The organism is Synechococcus sp. CBW1002 (genome assembly GCF_015840915.1).
GTDB lineage: Bacteria > Cyanobacteriota > Cyanobacteriia > PCC-6307 > Cyanobiaceae > CBW1002.
The window spans coordinates 691670-707398 of the sequence record NZ_CP060398.1; the positions used below are offsets into that span (position 1 = coordinate 691670).

The 15729-nt window shown below is 62.8% G+C and carries 16 protein-coding genes; 11 read left to right on the top strand and 5 right to left on the bottom strand.

Features of this window, described 5'->3' with window-relative positions; translation table 11 throughout:
* Positions 1-251: 251 nt before the first annotated feature.
* The gene (gene rplJ / locus H8F24_RS03260) at positions 252-785 is read left to right on the top strand and encodes a 50S ribosomal protein L10 (RefSeq protein ID WP_197170948.1); all 534 of its coding nucleotides are present in this window, start codon (positions 252-254) and stop codon (positions 783-785) included.
* A 68-nt stretch (positions 786-853) separates the two neighbouring features.
* Entirely contained in the window at positions 854-1237 is a 384-nt protein-coding gene (gene rplL / locus H8F24_RS03265; protein WP_197158427.1) for a 50S ribosomal protein L7/L12, read from the top strand.
* A 301-nt stretch (positions 1238-1538) separates the two neighbouring features.
* On the opposite strand, the gene H8F24_RS03270 is transcribed toward rplL, so the two are convergent.
* The gene (locus H8F24_RS03270; protein ID WP_197158425.1) at positions 1539-2273 is read right to left on the bottom strand and encodes a DUF3747 domain-containing protein; all 735 of its coding nucleotides are present in this window, start codon (positions 2271-2273) and stop codon (positions 1539-1541) included.
* A 95-nt stretch (positions 2274-2368) separates the two neighbouring features.
* On the opposite strand from H8F24_RS03270, the gene H8F24_RS03275 reads away from it, so the two are divergent.
* The 8 genes from H8F24_RS03275 to H8F24_RS03310 are packed head-to-tail and all read left to right on the top strand — an operon-like array spanning position 2369 to position 8855.
* Positions 2369-3175 carry a ribonuclease H gene (locus tag H8F24_RS03275; protein WP_231598220.1) on the top strand — a complete coding sequence of 269 codons (807 nt, stop codon included), beginning with the start codon at positions 2369-2371 and terminating at the stop codon, positions 3173-3175.
* Positions 3175-4359, top strand: coding sequence for a quinone-dependent dihydroorotate dehydrogenase (locus H8F24_RS03280; protein ID WP_197170951.1), 1185 nt, complete (start codon positions 3175-3177; stop codon positions 4357-4359). The genes H8F24_RS03275 and H8F24_RS03280 overlap by 1 nt, the downstream gene beginning before the upstream one ends.
* A gap of 39 nt (positions 4360-4398) precedes the next feature.
* Entirely contained in the window at positions 4399-5295 is an 897-nt protein-coding gene (locus H8F24_RS03285; protein WP_197170953.1) for a hypothetical protein, read from the top strand.
* The gene (locus tag H8F24_RS03290; protein ID WP_197170955.1) at positions 5292-5993 is read left to right on the top strand and encodes a PilN domain-containing protein; all 702 of its coding nucleotides are present in this window, start codon (positions 5292-5294) and stop codon (positions 5991-5993) included. Before H8F24_RS03285 ends, H8F24_RS03290 begins: the two co-directional genes overlap by 4 nt.
* Positions 5990-6754 carry a hypothetical protein gene (locus H8F24_RS03295; RefSeq protein WP_197170957.1) on the top strand — a complete coding sequence of 255 codons (765 nt, stop codon included), beginning with the start codon at positions 5990-5992 and terminating at the stop codon, positions 6752-6754. The genes H8F24_RS03290 and H8F24_RS03295 overlap by 4 nt, the downstream gene beginning before the upstream one ends.
* Before the next feature lie 53 nt (positions 6755-6807).
* Positions 6808-7260, top strand: coding sequence for a hypothetical protein (locus H8F24_RS03300; RefSeq protein ID WP_197170959.1), 453 nt, complete (start codon positions 6808-6810; stop codon positions 7258-7260).
* A 30-nt stretch (positions 7261-7290) separates the two neighbouring features.
* Positions 7291-7800, top strand: coding sequence for a transposase (locus tag H8F24_RS03305; protein WP_197157219.1), 510 nt, complete (start codon positions 7291-7293; stop codon positions 7798-7800).
* Positions 7797-8855, top strand: a complete 1059-nt coding sequence (locus H8F24_RS03310) for an IS3 family transposase (protein WP_197169602.1) — start codon at positions 7797-7799, stop codon at positions 8853-8855. Before H8F24_RS03305 ends, H8F24_RS03310 begins: the two co-directional genes overlap by 4 nt.
* A 256-nt stretch (positions 8856-9111) precedes the next feature.
* Here H8F24_RS03310 and H8F24_RS03315 read toward each other — a convergent pair whose 3' ends face one another.
* Positions 9112-10455: an IS110 family transposase gene (locus tag H8F24_RS03315; RefSeq protein WP_231597702.1), complete on the bottom strand. Its 1344-nt coding sequence runs from the start codon at positions 10453-10455 to the stop codon at positions 9112-9114.
* Between the two features lie 281 nt (positions 10456-10736).
* On the opposite strand from H8F24_RS03315, the gene H8F24_RS19095 reads away from it, so the two are divergent.
* On the top strand, positions 10737-13055 hold the full coding sequence (locus H8F24_RS19095; RefSeq protein ID WP_231598068.1) for a general secretion pathway protein D: 2319 nt from the start codon (positions 10737-10739) through the stop codon (positions 13053-13055).
* Between the two features lie 13 nt (positions 13056-13068).
* On the opposite strand, the gene H8F24_RS03325 is transcribed toward H8F24_RS19095, so the two are convergent.
* From H8F24_RS03325 to H8F24_RS03335, 3 genes are read right to left on the bottom strand one after another with little or no spacing between them, the layout of a single operon-like run.
* Positions 13069-13884 carry a pentapeptide repeat-containing protein gene (locus H8F24_RS03325; RefSeq protein WP_197170961.1) on the bottom strand — a complete coding sequence of 272 codons (816 nt, stop codon included), beginning with the start codon at positions 13882-13884 and terminating at the stop codon, positions 13069-13071.
* Positions 13885-13936: 52 nt separating this feature from the next.
* Positions 13937-14269 carry a hypothetical protein gene (locus H8F24_RS03330; protein ID WP_197170963.1) on the bottom strand — a complete coding sequence of 111 codons (333 nt, stop codon included), beginning with the start codon at positions 14267-14269 and terminating at the stop codon, positions 13937-13939.
* Between the two features lie 20 nt (positions 14270-14289).
* Positions 14290-15501, bottom strand: coding sequence for a hypothetical protein (locus tag H8F24_RS03335; protein WP_197170965.1), 1212 nt, complete (start codon positions 15499-15501; stop codon positions 14290-14292).
* Positions 15502-15729: the final 228 nt, after the last annotated feature.

Here is a 15729-nt window from a genome sequence, read left to right on the forward strand (position 1 = left end):
TATCCCTGTCCTGTAAGGTTGTGAGCTGGCTTCGGCCAGAAGGGCACGCGCCCTACCCAAGACAGCAGGTCGATTCAGGTGTCCGGTTCGCCGGTGATCCTGACCCGTAAATCCTGCCGAGGTGCACGCGACTGGTTTCTGCGCACCCGGATTCGTCCGGATCGTCTGAACAGGCCGCAGCCCTCGAGGTGCCTTTTGTGAGGCCCCTGGGGCTGCGTACCCGGCTTGTTCCCCCGATCCGTTCCTTTCCTATGGGCCGCACGCTGGAGAACAAGCAACAGATCGTCGAAGAGCTCAAGGGGCTCCTCGGTGAAGCCGAAATGGCGCTGGTCCTGGATTACCAGGGTCTGTCCATCAAGGAGATGTCTGATCTGCGGACCCGTCTGCAGGCCAGCAACGGCGTGTGCAAGGTGACCAAAAACACCTTGATGCGTCGGGCCATTGATGGCAACAGCGCCTGGTCGGAACTCGATTCCCTGCTCACCGGCACCAACGCCTTCGTCCTGGTCAAGGGCGATGTCGGTGGTGTGGTGAAGGCCTTGCAGTCCTTCCAGAAGGACACGAAGAAGTCGGAGGTGAAGGGCGGCCTGTTCGAAGGCAAGCTCCTCTCCCAGAACGACATCAAGGCCATCGGGGATCTGCCCTCCAAGGAGGTGCTCATGGCCCAGATCGCCGGTGCGATCAATGCCGTGGCCACCAAGGTTGCGGTGGGCATCAACGAAGTTCCCTCCGGTCTCGCCCGGGCGCTCCAGCAGCACGCCGATGGCGAAGGCAACGCCGCCTGAGGCGTTGTTCCGCTGCGGAGCTCACCCGATCCGACTGTCTCCCACAGATCTGTTGCTGATTCCCAACCATGTCTACCGCTACTGACCAGATTCTCGAACAGCTGAAGACCCTCTCCCTGCTGGAAGCCTCTGAGCTTGTCAAGCAGATCGAAGAGGCCTTCGGTGTGTCCGCCGCCGCTTCCGCGGGCGTCGTGATGGCTGCGGCTCCCGCCGCCGCTGCCGAGGCCGTTGAAGAACAGACCGAGTTCGATGTCGTGCTCGAGAGCTTCGACGCCGCCTCCAAGATCAAGGTGCTCAAGGCCGTCCGCGAGGCCACCGGCCTCGGCCTCGGCGAAGCCAAAGCCCTTGTGGAAGCTGCCCCCAAGGCTGTCAAGGAAGGCATTTCCAAAGACGAAGCCGAGGCTCTCAAGAAGGCGATCGAAGAAGTTGGCGGCAAGGTCACCGTCAAGTGATCGCCATGGGGCGGGCTTCGGCTCACCCCGCATCACCTCAGCAGCCGGCTTCCTTCGGGGAGCCGGTTTTTTGTTGAGGGCTGCCTGGAAAGCAAGGCCAAGCCAAAAGACCAAGCCAAAAAGACCAAGCCAAAAAAAAGCCCCGCCAAAGGCAGGGCCAAGAGGTGGAACGTTTCCGGGAGTCTGTCCTCGTTTCGACCCTGAAAGTGGGTTCCGCACCCCTCACACGCCGTAACCATAACGACTCTGTTCAGGGGTTGCCAGGGGAAGAGGGGCGGTGCGGCAACTGTCTGCGCTCAGCTCACTCCCGGAAAGGAATCACCGGCAGGCTCACGGTCTGGCCGGGGCGCAGTGAAGCCTGCAGAGAGTCATCAGAGTTGGAGGGATCGCTCAGCGCCCCAGGGCGCAGGCTGCCGGTGGCGAGAGCCAGGGAGGTGCCATCGGGTCGGGCCTTGCCTGATCCGGAGGCCTTGGCGATCAGCTCGGGCAACGGGGTGCTGTTGGCGAAATAGATATGGCTGAGGGTCTGCTCGCCGAAAGCGCGACGCTGCAGCTGCCAGCCCGGCTCCAGATCGATCGCCACAAAGGCATCGCGGTCACGCTGGGGCACGCTGGCCCTGCCCACCACCAGGACTGTGGGGTCATCGCCGGACATGGCCTGCAGTTGCAGCTCGCTGCCCTCCTGCTGAAGCCGCAGCCGGTACTGGCTCGCGAGATCCTGGTCGTCAACCCGCAGGGAATAGCCGTTGCTGTCCAGGTAGCGGCTGCAGATGCCGGTGAAGTCGAAGCGGTTCAGGGCGGGATCGATCAGCCCATTGCTCTGCTTCTCCCAGCAGAGAGGCTGGGGTTTGATCTGCTCAAGCACGAGCAGATTCCAGGAGTTGCTGCCGACTGGGCGACCCAGCACCGCGAACCGGGAAGCTTCCAGGGGTTGACTGCTGAACAGGCCAGCGGCTCGCGCCAGAGGGGGGACGACTGCCGGCAACGCCGAGCTCGCCAGGGCCAGCCCCGCCAGGGCCAGGTAGGTTCGCTTCATGGTGCAAACTCCGCTGCCCTGGCATGGCGCCAGGCTTGAACGTGCGTTTTACCGGACAATCGCCCCCGTGAACAGTGGCGGCTGAGACGGTCCGTGTGGTGGCTGCAGCCTGTGATGGGGCCTGCAGCGGCAATCCGGGACCCGGCGGCTGGGGGGCCCTGCTGCGGTTCTCGGATGGTTCGGTGCGGGAGATGGGCGGAGCCGATCGCGCCACCACCAACAACCGCATGGAACTCACGGCGGCCCTGGCCCTGCTTGAGGCCCTGGCGGACCTGCCCCATCAGGAGGGCATGGCGATCCGCACCGACAGCCGCTATCTGATCGACGGCCTCGACAAATGGATGGCCGGCTGGAAGCGCAAGGGCTGGCGCACCGCCGCCGGCAATCCCGTGCTCAACCGTGACCTGTGGGAAGCCCTGGATCGGGCGCGGCTGCCGGGGGTGCGGCTGGCCCATGTGCGCGGCCACAGCGGCGATCCCGACAACGACCGCTGCGATGCCATCGCCGTGGCCTTCTCCAAGGGCCGGACGCCGCCGCTGGCCGAGGGCGAGCAGGTGCAGAACCTCACGATCAGCGCCACGGTTCCTGCGGTCCAAGCCAAGGCTCAAGCCGGGGCAGGGGATGTCGCGGCTCCGGATCCTCTGGTGGATCCCGCCCCACCGGGCCTGCAGCAGCTGCTGAGCCGCCTGGAGCTGGCCGATCGGCTGGCGGCGGGCGGCTACGGCCTCAGCCTGGTGGAGCTGGCCCAGCTGGTGGAGATGCCGCTGTCGACGCTGCAGCGGCGGCAGCAGGCCTGGCAATGGCGCGACTGGCAGGTGCTGCCCCTGGCGGATGGGCGCTGGCGGCTGCAGCGTGGCGCGGCAGGATCGCAGCAGCGGGACGTGACGGTGGGGGAGAGCTGATGGCTGAAACCAATGGGGGCTCCGGCAGCGTGCCGGCAACGGGTGCCCTGTACAGCCGCTTCGTGGGCCCCCTGCTGCAGAGCGATGCGGGCGCCGATGCGGAACAGCTCAGCCGCCTCACCCTGCTGGCTCTGGGGCAGGCCGCTCTGCGGCGCCGCTGGCCACTGGTGAGCGGCAGCCTGGCCGGGCTGGCCGGTGAGCTGCAGCGCCGCGATGCGCGGCTGGAGCAGACCCTGTTCGGCTGCCGCTTCGCCAATCCGGTGGGTCTGGCGGCCGGCTTCGACAAGAACGGCGTGGCAGCGGCGATCTGGGATTGCTTCGGCTTCGGTTTCGTCGAGCTGGGCACCGTGACCTGGCACGGCCAGCCCGGCAATCCACGGCCGCGTCTGTTCCGGCTGGCGGCGGAGCGGGCGGCCCTGAATCGCATGGGCTTCAACAACGATGGCGCCCAGGCCCTGCGCCGCACCCTGGAGCGCCAGCAGCTGCAGCCGCCCGGCCAGCGGCCGGCCGTGCTGGGCATCAATCTCGGCAAGTCGAAGATCACACCCCTGGAACTGGCGCCGGACGACTACGCCTCCTCCCTGGAGCTGCTGGCCCCCCTGGCCGATTACGCGGTGATCAATGTGAGCTCGCCCAACACCCCAGGCCTGCGGGAACTCCAGGACGAGGTGCTCCTCCGCCGCCTGGTGGAGCGCCTGCGGCGTCTGCCCGCCTGCCCGCCGCTGCTGGTGAAGATCGCTCCAGACCTGGAGGACGATGCCATCGATGCCATCGCCCGGCTGGCCTACGAGGAGGGACTGGCCGGTGTGATCGCGGTGAACACCAGCATCGATCGGCTCGGTCTGGCCGGTCGGCTCCTGCCCCAGACCGGCCAGACCCTGGCGCAGGAGATGGGCGGTCTCAGCGGTCGCCCCCTGCGACGGCGAGCCCTGGAGGTGGTGCGCCGGTTGCGGGCCGCCGCCGGCCCTGCCCTGCCGCTGGTGGGCGTGGGGGGCATCGATTCCCCTGAGGCGGCCTGGGAGCGGATCAGCGCCGGAGCGTCGCTGGTGCAGCTCTACACCGGCTGGATCTACGAAGGGCCCCAGCTGGTGCCGGCGATCCTTGAGGGCCTGCTGCAGCAGCTGGACCGCCACGGTCTGCGGACTATCGGCGAAGCGGTGGGCTCAGGGCTGCCCTGGCGCTGAAGATTCGGTACCGTTCCGCCATCCACCACGGCTCGACCTTTGGTACTGGCGGGACTTCAGGAGCGCTGGCGCCCGTTTCAGGCACGTCTCTTCCCCCAGCAGGTCCTGCTGGAGATCACCGATGCCCTGATCCTGGGACAGGGCATCAAAGGGGGTCGGCCGCTGCCCCTTTCGATCGAGGCCCCGATCCCGGCGGCCACCTGCCGGAAGGGGCGCCCCCTGCAGGTGTCGGCCCTGGGGGATTTCATCGGCGATCTGCTGTTGGAAAATGACTGGATCGATGCGCATGTCCTGGCGGTCCTGCCCCGTATCGCCTGCACATGGCGGGTACTGGAGTGGCCCGATGGCATCTGGCCGGACGATCCGGTGAGCACACTGCGCGGGATGAACCCCGACCTGGGCGTGCGGCTGCCCCTCGATGACTCCTATCTCGATCTGCAGCCGCTGCCAGGTCGCCCGGACCATGCCCTGATGGTGGCGGCACCGAAGGCCGTGGTGGATGGCTGGATCGAGGTGTTTTCGATTGCCGGTGTGGCCCTGGATCGCCTCGAACCCCAGCAGGCCTGCCTGCTGGAGGCCCTCGCCCCCCGGCTGCGTGAGGCCGAGCCTGAGGAGCTGATCGTGCTGCTGCAACCCGAGCCCCATCTGTGCACCCTGCTGCTGCTGCGCAATGGCGAACCGGTCTATGAACGAGACCTCGAGCCGAGGATGCCGGCCCTGCTTGAAACCCTGCAGAAATGCCTGGCTTACTACCGCCATCACGACCCGGCCGTGCGCTCGATTCGCCTGCTGCTCACCGGCCCTCTGCCTGGGATCGAGCCTCTGGAGCAGGCGCTGGGGGTGCAGGCCGAGCAGATGCATGGTGGTGAGTTCGGATCCCTGGCTCTGAGCGGCTTGCTGCCGGCGCGGACCCCGCCAGCGAGGACGTTGACATGACCGTGCAGACCAGCCGCCCCCCCGATCTGCTGCGGGAACGCCGGCAGGAGCTCGGCATCCCCGAGCTGCCGGATCGGATCACTTCCACCGATCAGCTCCTGTTGCGCGGCGCCCTGATCGGCGGCAGCCTGGTGCTGCTGGTGGTGGCGACGGCGGGCTTCCTGTTCCTGCGCCAGCAACTGGTGCGCTCTGAACTCGATCGTCTCACGGCGGTTCAAGCGGAGGTGGAGGTGCTGGAAGGGCAGGTCAAGGCCCGGCAGGCCGAGGTGGACAAGGTGACAGGCGTGAACCGCGAACTGGCCAAGGGGCTGGTGGGTGTGCGCTCCGGCTCCACCGTGCTGCGGGAACTGCAGCTGCGGACCCCCGATGGTGTTCAGATCAGCCAGATGCAGGTGGAGGGCGACACCCTCAGGCTCAAGGGCCAGGCACGGGATCCCCAGGCTTTTTCCCGCATCAATGTGCTGCAGCTGGAGCTGAAGCGGTCGCCCCTGTTCCAGCCTGAGGGGGTGGCCCTGAGCCGTGCCTTCCGAGAAGAGAAGGATCCCAGGTCAACGCTGCCCTCGGTGGTGAGCTTCGAGATGAGCGCCCCTTTCTCGGAGCTGCCGCCCACCAGGGAAATGGTGCTGCTGAAGCGACTCGGTGCCGAGGGCATGGCGCGCCGATATCAACTGCTGCAGAAGGAGGGCCTGCTGCCATGACCAACCTTCAGGAGGGGTACCAACCGTTATCGCCGCATCTGCGCGAGCGTCTGTTGATGGGTCTGCCGCTCGCGGTGGGCGGAATCGTGGCCCTGATGCTGTTCCTGGCCCTGGTGCTGCCCCAGTGGCTGCGGTTGCGCGGTGATGAGGAGCGGATCTCGAGCCTGGCGGGCCTGCAACAGCGCATTCCCCTGCTGCAAGGGCAGTTACGCCAACTCGACCTCAACGACGCCAAGGCCCAGAGACAGCAGCGCCAGGTGCTCAGCCTGATCGCCGGCAGCGGCGAGATCACCACCTTCATGGCCCAGGTGGATCAGGAGGCGGCGCGTCACAAGGTCCAGCTCGATGTGCTGGAGCCCGTGTCGGCCACCCCGGAGGCGACCAAGAGCACGGGCGGCCTGGAGGAAACCAAAGACGGCAAGAAAGCACCTCCGCCGAAGCCGGCGCTGGAATCCTCCGGCCTGGAAGCCACCCGACTGCTGCTCAACGCCAGGGGCCGCTATCCGGATCTGCTGGCCTTCCTGCGCAGCCTTGAGGGCCTGAGCCTGCTGGTGGTGCAGAGCGATCTCAACCTTGCACCGGGAACGCAGAACAAGCCCGCCGGCAACACGCCGACCGAGCTGCTCCTGGCCGCCCTTCAGACCCCCCCCACGGTGATGAAGCTGGCTGTGACCCTCTACAGCGGGGGCTCCAGCGACGGGCCCCGGAAGGCCAAACCAGCCGCGCAGACCGGGGAAGCCACCAGACCCGCCAGTCCCTGAGCGGCCAACCTCGGCCAAGATCCGAACAGGCCCCCCGGCGCTGGTCGCCACAGGTGGGGGCCGATACCATCGCGCCAGTTCCGGTCAGTCTTTTGTCGTTGCGGCGCCTCGGTGCGGTGGGTGGAGCCTGGCTGCTGGGCCTGGGCCTCTTGGTCGATCCCGTGCTGATCAGCCGGCCGGCCCTGGCCCAGGCCCAGCTGAGCAGCGATGGGATCCAGCTGAAGATCCGTCGCCTGCCGGATGCGATCGAGCTGGTGCTCCAGGACGCCGGTATGGGCGGCGCGATGGAACAACGCCTGGATGGGGCGATCTGGGTGGGTGAGCTGCGCACCGATCGCACCCGCGGCCTCAAGGCCGGGCCGCAGTCGTTGGCGATGCCGGATGCGGGCATGGAGCGCATCACATTCGACGGCACGGGGCGCCTGTTCCAGTTGAAGGTGACCCCCTCCCGGGACCAGACGATCAGCCCTCCCCCCAGTGTCAGCAAAGAAGTCCGCTCGGTTTGACCCGTCCACCTGGGGGCCCAACCGACGACTATGCAACCGCCCTATGACGCCGCTCTGCGGGAAGCCGTCCGCCTGCGGATGAGCCCTCCGAACCTTGAGAGCGTGGCTGAGATCGCCCGCGACACCGGGATCACGGCGCAGACCATCTACAACTGGCGGAGCCAGTGGCAGAAGCAGGGCCAGCTGGTGCCTGCCACGAACCGGCCGCCGGAGCAGTGGAGCGCTGCCGACAAGCTGGCAGCCGTGATCCAGGCCGCAGGACTGAACGGAAGCGAGCTCGGGTCGTTCTGCAGGGAGCGGGGGCTGTACCCCAAGCAGGTTGCCCGTTGGCGCCAGGCCGCCGAGGATGCCAATGGCCCCAGCGCGCCGAGCATGGCTGATCAGCGGGAACTGCAACGCAAGAATCAGGAACTGGTCCGGCGGAATCGCCAGCTGGAGCGTGAATTGCAGAAGAAAGAAAAAGCACTGACAGAAGCGGCGACGTTGTTGATGCTCTCAAAAAAGTTCAACCAGATCTTTCAACCGGACGAGGATCCTTGATTCCGTCTGGCGATCGCGGTGCGATCGTCGCGCTTCTACAGGAAGGCATCAGTCGTGGCCTTTCGGCCAAGGCCATTGCTGATCTTTTCGGCCTGGCGACACGCACGCTGAGGCGATGGGGCTTGATGATTCGGACCCAGGGATTCAGCTGCGATCAACGCAAGGGAGCGTCCAGGCATGTCATGCATCGTTTCAGCGAGGAGGAGCGCCAACAGGTGTTGTCCACTGTCAACGATCCACGCTTTGCCGATCTCACGCCTGGTCAGATCGTGGCGATCCTTGCCGAGGAGGGAGTCTACGTGGGATCGGAGTCAACGATTTACCGCATCATGCGCCAGGAAGGCCTGTTAAATCATCGCGGCAGGAGCCGCCCACCGCGGGAGCCAAGAGAGCCACCCGTGCTGGAGGCAACGGGCATCCATCAAGTGCTGGCCTGGGATATCACCCTGTTGCCGGGGCCTGCGAAGGGTCAATTCTACTACCTTTATATGGTGATGGATGTGTGGAGCCGGCGCATCCTTGGCGTTGAGGTGCACGATCGTGAATGCGGCGAACTGGCCAAGCACTTCTTTGATCGTGTCTGCCGTGATGAAGGGATCAGCTCGGGGTCGACCACGATCCTGCACGCCGATAACGGAGCACCCATGCGCTCCTACACCTTGGCCGCCAAGCTGGCCGAGCTCGGCATCTCCCTGTCATTCTCGCGGCCGCGGGTGAGCAATGACAACGCCTACGTTGAGTCATGGTTCCGAACCATGAAATATCACCAGAGCTATCCAGTGCGTCGTTTCCGGGATCTTCTCTCAGTGCGTGCCTGGGTCGATGGTTTTGTTGACTGGTACAACGCTGAGCATCGTCACAGCGGCATCAAGTATGTGACGCCCAATCAACGTCACTACGGAGAAGCTGACGCGATCTGCAGAGTCCGTCAGCAGACCTATGAGCAGGCGCGTGCGCAACATCCACGCCGCTGGGCCAGGCCACCTCGCGATTGGGCTCAGCCAACAGTCGTGCGGGTCAACCATCCCAGACCGCAGGACACTGTCGCTGCTTGAAGATCAGAAACCCAGGCCCCAGGGGGTTGTGGTTGGACCGCCCGCAAGAGGCGGGCCGGCCTCAGCCTCCGACCGGGGGCCGGCCGCTCAAGCCTGCGCTCCTGATCAACGCGCGATGACGATCAACATCCGATCTCGAAGCCCATGATCCTCCATCCGGAGTAGGCTTTCTGAGGTACTCAGATCAGTACCCTGAGCGGACATCTTCCTAAGAAACACCAACGGCCAACAGGGATCTCGGCTGACTGACCACACCTCAAGCAGAGGCAACAAGTTGAAAACCAAGGGCAATGGCGCGTCGCTGGAGACCACGAATCTGACGATCCCTTGATTCCTCCTGATATGCGGCAGCACCGGGATCCTGATATACCAAACCATCACGGAGCGTCTTGTAGTAAAGAATGGCAAGCTTTCGGGCAGTAGCAATTAATGCTTTACTCTTTCCGGCACGTGCTGCCAGACGACGTTGAAAAGCACCCAGTGCAGTATTCGTTCTTCCCAGCGGTACGGCAGCCATCCAAAAGGCACTACCTGCTCGCGTAGTGCCCTGTCGTGTTCGTGAAGAAAGTACCTTTCCCCCTGAGATCCTGTTCTGAGGACTGAGTCCCAGCCATGACACAAAATGCTGGGCACTGGGCCAGCGCTTCATGTCCAACCCACACTCACTAATGAGCGTGAGAACTGTTGTTGGTCCTAATCCCGGAAGCCTTAGAAGATTGTGGCCTGACAAGGCTTGAATTAGGTGGGTTGGGTTAAATGCAAAGCCATGTCCGCATATCTTCCAATCCCCAGGTTGACTGCCTGGATCTTGATAGTCCGAGCCGGCAAGCTCTGTCATCAATGATTGTGCCGCAAGCTCGCAGGCCCTGATCTTCTCTGAATAGGTGTCAAAGAGCTCAACTGCGATCTTCAAAGAGAACAAGTGATCGTCTTGGTAGTTCCCCTCAAGAGCAGCCGCAATTGTTGCCGCGCTCTCCTTGCAGCGTCTGTCTCGGAGAGAAGCGAGTCTTTCGGGGTCCCTCTCACCTGAAAGTATGGCATCGATGATTCGCCTACCGGTTAGTCCGCTGATATCTCTGACAACATGATGAAGCTGAAGATTCATAAGCATCAGCGCCTTCTGGATGTGTTGCTGATGAGACGAGCGGTATCGAACAAGTTGATCACGCTGCCGCAGATATGAGCGTAGTTCTGTGATTTTTTGGTCTGGACGAAAGCTTGCTCTCACCAGGCCGTAGCTGTGGAGCTGCTGAAGCCATTGTGCATCGTTGATATCCGTCTTGCGGCCCGGAACATTCTTGGCGTGCCTGGCATTAACAAGAAAGACGTCAATGCCTTTGCCAGAGAGAATCTCGTAAAGCGGAACCCAGTAGATTCCAGTGGACTCCATGGCAATGGTGCTAATTCCAACTGCCAGCAGCCATTCGGCGAGTGCGATTAGATCCTTTGTGAAGCTTGAAAACTTGCGGACGGGATTCGGATCAAGCTCGACAGGAACAGCAACAACGTGGAATCTACTGCCGACATCAATTCCAGCGGAACGAGGGTTAATGACTTTCAGACGAGCTCGGCGCTTGCCTGCTGAAATTGGTTCTCCCATGGCTTAAGGACTCACTAGGTGATCGGGAGGGCATCAGGCAGGATTCGCGCACTAAAATCAGCAAATTCCTAATCGGGATCGGCCGACTAACTCATTGGTCAGTCGAGCCGTCGCCAGGGCAGGGAGCGCAATTCGAATCCCAGGCCACGTTTGCTTTCGGGGTCAGGCCTCCAAAGATGTCATCGGCCATGGCCCGATGTCCTCATGACCAGAGTGGCAAGGGCGCTCTGGCTTGGCCGTGGGTGTTTCGGGCGCGAGGGCGTACGCGCGTACTGGTTCGTTTGCTGATAGGCGCCGCTCCGATCGTCAGCAGCGACGGCAAGGACCTGATCGTGCGCTTTCCGGCGCCGCAGCTGCCGGTGAGCCAGACCGTGAGCCCGAATCTGAGCCGTCCCACCGCAGTGCCCACACCCGCCTATGTGCCGCCGCTGCGGCCACGGGCCGTGGCCCCGCCCCTGGGCGACATGGCGGTGGGCTCGATGACCATCCGCAACCGCGGCTATGTGACCCTGAGTGGCCCCCCGGTGACGCTCACCACCCGCGGAGCCAACGCCCGCGATGTGCTGATGGTGCTGGCCCAGATGGGGGGGTATGGGTATGCCTACTCCGATCCCGCCACGGGGCCGCAGGGAACCAACGCCTCAGCCGCGCAGACAAACCCGGTGACCGTGGCGTTCCAGAACGAGGCCTACGAACGGGCTTTCAACTTCGTGCTGTTGAGCAGTGGCCTGCAGGCTCGCCGCGAAGGCAACACGATCATGGTGGGGCCCAACGTTCTCAGCAAGACGATCGGCCCCCAGCTCTCGAAGGTCTATCGCCTCAACCAGGTATCCGCCAATTCCGCCGCGGATTACCTCGCCAACCTCGGGGCCAGCGTCACCAAGGTGACCTCGATCACCACGGCCGTGTCCCAGGGCCTGAATCAGAACGAACAGGTGGCTGGTGCCAGTGCCACCAACCAGACCGTTACCTCCACCCAGCAGCAGGTGGAGGCCTTCGGGGCCACCACCGGCCCCCTGGTGGGCCTGCAGGCCACCACCGACCCACGCCTGAGCACGATCACCCTGGTGGGCGAGGTGGCGCTGGTGGCGATCGCGGAGCAATACCTCAAGCAGCTGGATCTGCGCCAGCGGCAGGTGGCACTCTCGGTGAAGATTCTGGATGTGACCCTCAACAACGACACTGAGATCGACAACAGCTTTGCCTTCCGCTTCGGCAATAATTTCATTGTCAACGATGGCGGCCGCCTGCTGGCGGCCTTCGGACGCAATCTGCCGGCCAATAGTGATGATTTCGACGACCTCAATACATGGGAAGTCTTCGGCGACAGCTCGAGAGGCGATTCCAGCTCGAACCGGGTTAATTCCCGTTCCCGCGACAGGAACTCAGGATCGGATTCAACCTCGCGATCTGGCAACTCTTTCAACAACAGCCTCACGCTGAACTTCCAGGACAATACCCAGTTGAACCAGTCTCAGGTCGAAACTATCAATGCTGAGCTGTCTCGGCAGACTGGAACAGAAATCAGAGAATTTACTATTGAACGCTTCATTCGCAATCCCAACTTTGTTGAGGGGGGTGATGCAGATCAATTTATCACCGTTGAAGATACAGAGTACAGAGTGGTCCCAAATGGCAGGGCCTCTCAGTCGCTCAACTCTGCACTCACATCCCAGGTGCAGAACATCATCGACAGCGTCACCGGCCGGGAGGTGAACCTGTCCCGCACTCAGACCGGCTCCAATGAAAACGAATCCTCGAATAGGAACATCAGATCCCGCAATTCCAACCGCAGAAGCAATCGCAACCGCGAGAGTAGTAACTTCCAGGACTATTCAGGTCTTCGCCGCCGTAATCCGGGTCTCAACTATCCCGATAACCAGTTCTTCGATTTCCTCCAGGCACAGATTGTCTCCAACAACACCAAGGTGCTGGCGGCTCCCACCCTGATTCTCAGTGAGAACCCTGAAGAGATCAGTGGGGGTGCCAATGCCTCTGGTGCAACTCAAAGTTCTACCGGTGGTTTCAACCTGCTGGGTCAGCAGACCATCGGTCGCTCCCGAGCCAATGAGTCATTCGTGACCGTTGGCACCCAGGTGATCACCGCCTTGAACGTGACCACGCAGGAAAACTCCACCAATGTGATCTGCGAGCCCGAGTTCGCCACGGCGGGGCTTGCTTTCGGAGCCAGAGTCTCGAAGATCGATGATAACGGGTTCGTGACTTTCTCGCTCACCCCTACTATTTCCGCGATTGTGGATTTTATTTCGGGTCCCACGGCCTGCTCTTCGGATCTGGCGATTCTGTCCCTGCGACGCCTCGATACCGGCAGTCTTCGCGTCCGTGACGGCCAGACTCTGATCCTCACCGGCGTGATTTCCGATGAAGATCAACAGGAGGTCTCCAAGTGGCCGATCCTTGGGGATTTGCCGATCGTGGGTCAGTTCTTCCGCCGCACGTCCGGCTCAAGGCGCCGCAATGAACTGGTGATCCTGGTGACGCCCCGCATCATCGACGATGAAAAAGGTGGCACCTATGGCTATGGCTACACCCCCGGCACCCAGGATGCACGCCGGCTCATGTACGGCGTCAACAACTAAGCCCGACCCAGACTCAGAAGCCCACAGCAGGGGCGAACATCTTGATCGCCAGGGGCGCCAGCTGCTGGAACACCCCGATCGCTCCCTGCAGCAGGCCGCTGCCGAAGCCGTTGCCGCTCTTGTTGGGATCCTTGGCCAGATCGGCAGCGCCCTTGCGGAGCTGCTCAGCCGTTTCCTTCTGGCCCTGCTGCTCAAAGAGCGTGGCGGCATAATTGAAGTCCATCGCCGCCAGATCCCGTTTGGACTGCTCGGCGCGGCTGATGCCCCGGGCCAGCCAGGTGAGTGCGGCGTCGGGCTGTTTGAGCAACGCCTTGTTGAACAGGTCTTCCGCCTCCGGATAGCGCCCTTGCAGGGCTGCTTCCACACCGGCGTTATGCATGGCGGCATAGCTGCTGGCCTCGGCGGTCACCCCTGTGGCCCCGCGCCAATGGCTTTTGGCCAGGGCGTCTGCATCGAGCTGGGCACCACTGAGATCGGCGTCCCGCAGATCGGTGCCTTCCAGCTTGGCGCCGCGTAGATCAGCCCCGCGCAGCGACGCGCCCATCAGGGAGGAGAAGCTCAGGTCGGCCTGGCGCAGGTCGGCCCCATCGAGCTGAGCCCGGCTGAGGTTGGCGCGCTGCAGCCGCGCCTGCTGCAGGTCCGCATCGCGCAGATCGGCATGCACCAGATCGGCATCCTGGAGTCGGCATGCGGGGCAGGTCTTGCGATCGAGCAGTTGCATCAGCTGCTCCTGGTCGGCCGCCCAGCTCGGTGCGGCCGCAGCCGTCAGCAGAAAGGCGCCGATCATCGGAGCAACGATTCGGCCGTTCCGTCGTTGGGTCCGGATCATCGCCGCCGATGGGAGCAGTGCCGATCCGTCATAGCGGAATCCTGTCCATTTCCTAGCGGGATGGGGCCGGATTGGCCGGCGGGCTGGCGCTGCTGCCTGCTTCGCCTGCAGCAGTGGTCCCACTGCGGGGGGGACGTTCCTCCAGGCACCAGATCTTGCCCTTGCGGATCCATTCGTAAGACGCCGGCCAGAGCTGTTGCCGGGCCATGGCGGAGCGCAGCTGATTCAGGCAGGCCTGGCCACTGGAACACTGCTGCACGTTGTTGTTGTTGTAGCGCTCCACCGGTGGTTTGAGACTCTGGAAATAGCGCTCCTCCGGCAGACAGAAGCTGCCGGCGCTGGCGGCCGCAGGCATGCCCAGGCCCACGATCAGACTCAGAACCATCCGGTAACGCATCGGCTGGCTCACAGCACAACCGGCTGGAAGCCGCCACCGGGCGATGACGCGGCAGAACCTTCGCCAAAGATGAAATCCTCAGCCGCAAGCTCGGTGAAATATGGAAGCAGAATCGATGAACTGCCATAGGTGATCAGCGTATCGCGCTCGCTCTCGAACACGAAAAATCTGTTGCCCTGATCGGCCAGGGTGAGGCCGTTCCGAAACACGATGCGATCGCCTTCCGCCGGATTGAAATCAAAGATCACGTCATTCCCTTCTGCAAAGGTGTTGAAAATGAAGCGGTCGGCACCTCCCTGCGGCGCTAACGGGTCGGCACTGCGATCAGGGATGACATAGATGAATTCATCGGGTCCGAATGTGGCAAGCAGAGCGTCGGCCGGTGCGTAGTCTATGTTGTATTGATTCGCCAGCACCTTGAGGCTTTCAAAGCTCACTTTCGTGCCATTGCCTTCGGGCGGCGCACCTCCTGTCGCCTGATCAAAATCTTGCTGCAGAAGCTCAAAGGTCACCGGTTCAAAGCTGAACGGCCTTGGCTGGGAAGGATTCGGAGCAAAGAATCCGAAACTGTCATAGATGTCGAAAACATAGGGGTCATTGGCCAGGTCTGCGCTGAAGGTGAATTCCCAGTCGCCATACATGAAATCGTCGCTCTGCCCGCTGATCAGGTCGTCATTGCCTCCCGTCACCGGCCCGTAAACAGCGGCGGCATCTCCATACATCAAGGTCCGCGTCAAAAACAGGGGCACACCGGTGAGAACGTCGTTGCCGCCGCGGCTGTAGGGCTGCATCGTTGCAGCATCGCCGATCATTTCGGTGTAGTTGCCGTAGGCCTGCAGCAGGTCCTTCCCACCAGTGCCGTAGAGCTCCGTGCTGTCGCCCACCATGCGATCCGTCGAGCCGAAGCCGCCGATCAGTTGATCGTCTCCGCCAAAAGCCCCAACCCCAATGAAGCCGGAGTCGCCGATGAGATTATTCTGATTTTGCTTACCATTACCGGCCGAAAGATAATCGTTACCAAGACCTCCCGACAGCTGATCCGATCCTTTCTGACCAAAGATGCGGTCGTCGCCATCGGATCCAGCTCCCGTATCATTACCTCCCCTGAGATAAATCTTATAGCCGAGATTTGAGTTTACAACAACAACGTTATTCGGCTCGTTATCGAATTTGTATGTCGTTTTCCCCTTGGCATCCGGCCCTTTGATCTTGGTTTTCATGGCCTGAAGCGCCGCATTACGATGCATGGTAAGGGTCCCTGCAACACCCTGGCCGTCATCGGGGCATCAGAGCCTGGACCAGAGATGGCCACTGCAGGCAATGCCATGGAAGCAGTGTTGCCTGGCTGCTTGGTGACTGCTATCTGCGGGTCTGCTACCTGCGAGTCTGCTACCTGCAAGGCAGTGCCGATGGGTGGCCACGCCGCTCAATGTCTGCAGTCTGTGTTG

Excerpts from the sequence above, each read along its gene's own strand:
- H8F24_RS03290 (WP_197170955.1), top strand. The coding sequence starts at position 5,292 with ATGACCGTGCAGACCAGCCGCCCCCCCGATCTGCTGCGGGAACGCCGG.
- rplL (WP_197158427.1), top strand. The coding sequence starts at position 854 with ATGTCTACCGCTACTGACCAGATTCTCGAACAGCTGAAGACCCTCTCC.
- H8F24_RS03330 (WP_197170963.1), bottom strand. The coding sequence starts at position 14,269 with ATGGTTCTGAGTCTGATCGTGGGCCTGGGCATGCCTGCGGCCGCCAGC.
- H8F24_RS03295 (WP_197170957.1), top strand. The coding sequence starts at position 5,990 with ATGACCAACCTTCAGGAGGGGTACCAACCGTTATCGCCGCATCTGCGC.
- H8F24_RS03325 (WP_197170961.1), bottom strand. The coding sequence starts at position 13,884 with ATGATCCGGACCCAACGACGGAACGGCCGAATCGTTGCTCCGATGATC.
- H8F24_RS03335 (WP_197170965.1), bottom strand. The coding sequence starts at position 15,501 with ATGAAAACCAAGATCAAAGGGCCGGATGCCAAGGGGAAAACGACATAC.
- H8F24_RS03315 (WP_231597702.1), bottom strand. The coding sequence starts at position 10,455 with ATGGGAGAACCAATTTCAGCAGGCAAGCGCCGAGCTCGTCTGAAAGTC.
- H8F24_RS03280 (WP_197170951.1), top strand. The coding sequence starts at position 3,175 with ATGGCTGAAACCAATGGGGGCTCCGGCAGCGTGCCGGCAACGGGTGCC.
- rplJ (WP_197170948.1), top strand. The coding sequence starts at position 252 with ATGGGCCGCACGCTGGAGAACAAGCAACAGATCGTCGAAGAGCTCAAG.
- H8F24_RS03270 (WP_197158425.1), bottom strand. The coding sequence starts at position 2,273 with ATGAAGCGAACCTACCTGGCCCTGGCGGGGCTGGCCCTGGCGAGCTCG.
- H8F24_RS03305 (WP_197157219.1), top strand. The coding sequence starts at position 7,291 with ATGCAACCGCCCTATGACGCCGCTCTGCGGGAAGCCGTCCGCCTGCGG.